This window comes from Nocardia carnea (assembly GCF_029869215.1).
Classification (GTDB): domain Bacteria; phylum Actinomycetota; class Actinomycetes; order Mycobacteriales; family Mycobacteriaceae; genus Nocardia; species Nocardia carnea_B.
On record NZ_JARWPM010000335.1, the window covers coordinates 1 to 2,321 of the forward strand.

Genomic DNA, 2,321 nt, shown 5'->3' on the forward strand with positions numbered 1-2,321 from the left:
GGTGGGGGGGGTTTTGGCCGCGGCGCGTGGGGCGGGGGGGGGTGGACCGGACGGTGTCGGGGGTGACGCCCAGCACGGGCCGGCCGCGCTCCACCAGCCGGCGGGCGGCGGCGGACTCGTTGGCCCCCAGCAGCGCCCACACCGCGCGCCCCCCCCCGGCCCCGGGCGCGGGCTCCGGTCGGCCGCCGCGGGCGGGTGGTCGCGGGCTGCGGGTAAAATCGGTGGTTCCGTGTCCGGATCCGGCCGATCATGGGTGGAGATTCCCGCTGCCGAACCCCGCCGGACCATACCCTGCGAACCCGTTGCCGAGGAGATATCTGTGATCACCGCGACCGACCTCGAGGTCCGGGCCGGCGTCCGTACCCTGCTGACCGCGCCGGGCCCGGCGCTGCGGGTACAGGCCGGTGACCGGATCGGCCTGGTCGGCCGTAACGGCGCCGGGAAAACCACCACCCTGCGCATCCTCGCCGGCGAGGGCGAACCGTACGCGGGCACGATCACCCGGTCCACCGATATCGGTTACCTGCCGCAGGATCCCCGGGAAGGCAACCTGGACGTGCTCGCCCGTGACCGCGTGCTGTCCGCCCGCGGCCTGGACGCGCTGATCCGGGATATGGAGAAACAGCAGGCGCTCATGGCCGAACTGGCCGACGAAACCGAACGCGAACGCGCGGTCCGTAAATACGGCCGGCTCGAGGACCGGTTCTCGGCGCTGGGCGGCTACGTCGCCGAAAGCGAGGCCGCGCGGATCTGCCACAGCCTGGGCCTGCCGGACCGGGTGCTGGATCAAGCGCTGCGTACGCTGTCCGGTGGTCAGCGGCGCCGAATCGAACTGGCGCGCATCCTGTTCGCGGCCTCCGACGGCAGCGGCGGCCGCTCCGATACCACCCTGCTGCTCGACGAGCCCACCAACCACCTCGACGCGGATTCGATCACCTGGCTGCGCGGGTTCCTGCAGAACCACGACGGCGGCCTCGTCGTCATCAGTCACGATGTCGACCTGCTCGCCGATGTGGTGAACAAGGTCTGGTTCCTCGATGCGGTGCGCGGCGAGGCCGATGTCTACAACATGGGCTGGACGAAATACCTCGATGCCCGGGCCACCGACGAACAGCGCCGCCGCCGGGAGCGGGCCAACGCGGAGAAGAAGGCCTCGGCGCTGCGGGCCCAGGCCGCCAAGCTCGGCGCCAAGGCCACGAAAGCCGTTGCCGCCCAGAATATGGCCAAGCGCGCCGACCGGCTGATGGCGGAGCTGGACGAGGTGCGGGTGGCCGACAAGGTCGCGCGGATCAAATTCCCCGAACCGGCCGCCTGCGGTAAGACCCCGTTGATGGCGGAGAACCTCACCAAGGTCTACGGCTCGCTGGAGATCTTCACCGGCGTGGACCTGGCGATCGACCGCGGTAGCCGGGTGGTGGTCCTGGGCCTCAACGGTGCCGGCAAGACCACCCTGCTGCGGTTGCTCGCCGGCGCGGAGGAGCCGACCGCCGGTGCGCTGGTGCCCGGTCACGGGCTGAAGGTCGGCTATTTCGCGCAGGAACACGACACCCTCGACGATTCGGCCACCGTGTGGGAGAACATCCGGCACGCCGCCCCGGACGCCGGGGAACAGGATCTGCGCGGTCTGCTCGGCGCATTCATGTTCACCGGCCCGCAGCTGGACCAGCCGGCCGGGACACTGTCCGGCGGTGAGAAGACCCGGCTGGCGCTCGCGGGGTTGGTCTCCTCGGCCGCCAATGTGCTGCTGCTCGACGAACCGACCAACAACCTCGATCCCATCTCCCGGGAACAGGTCCTCGACGCCCTGCGCACTTATGCCGGTGCGGTCGTGCTGGTCACTCACGATCCGGGTGCCGCCGAAGCGCTGAATCCGGAGCGGGTGATCCTGCTCCCGGACGGCACCGAGGACCATTGGTCGGCCGAGTATCTGGAATTGATTCAGCTTGCGTGATTTTCATCACAAGAACTCATTGCCGGATGCCCGCTGAATGCTTAGCCTGAGAGTGACGCTGCTCGGCGACTCGGAGGAAGCCATGGGCGACAGGCCGGTACAGAGCAAGAGCACATTGGGCAAGGGCACCCGCGTCACGGGAAAGTCACGCGACCGCCTGCAGTCCCAGTTGAAGAAGCAATACGAAGCAGGGGCGAGCATCAGGTCGCTGGCACGGGCGACCGGGCGCTCCTACGGATTCATCCACAACGTGCTGACGGAGTCGCATGTGCAACTCCGCAGCCGTGGTGGCGCGAACCGTCGCAAATCCCGCTAGCCGCACCGTATTCGCAGGCCCCCCCCCCGGGGTTGGACCCGCGGCGCGGCCGGC

2 protein-coding genes are annotated in these 2,321 nt (G+C 69.5%); both read left to right on the plus strand.

The window, feature by feature from the left end; all coding sequences use genetic code 11:
- The first annotated feature begins 319 nt into the window (after positions 1-319).
- Positions 320-1,951 (plus strand): ABC-F family ATP-binding cassette domain-containing protein, encoded by a 1,632-nt coding sequence (locus QH276_RS23300; protein WP_280402215.1) that lies wholly within the window; start codon positions 320-322, stop codon positions 1,949-1,951.
- 82 nt (positions 1,952-2,033) lie between these two features.
- Positions 2,034-2,267, plus strand: a complete 234-nt coding sequence (locus tag QH276_RS23305; RefSeq protein WP_280402216.1) for a helix-turn-helix domain-containing protein — start codon at positions 2,034-2,036, stop codon at positions 2,265-2,267.
- The last annotated feature ends 54 nt before the right edge of the window (positions 2,268-2,321 follow it).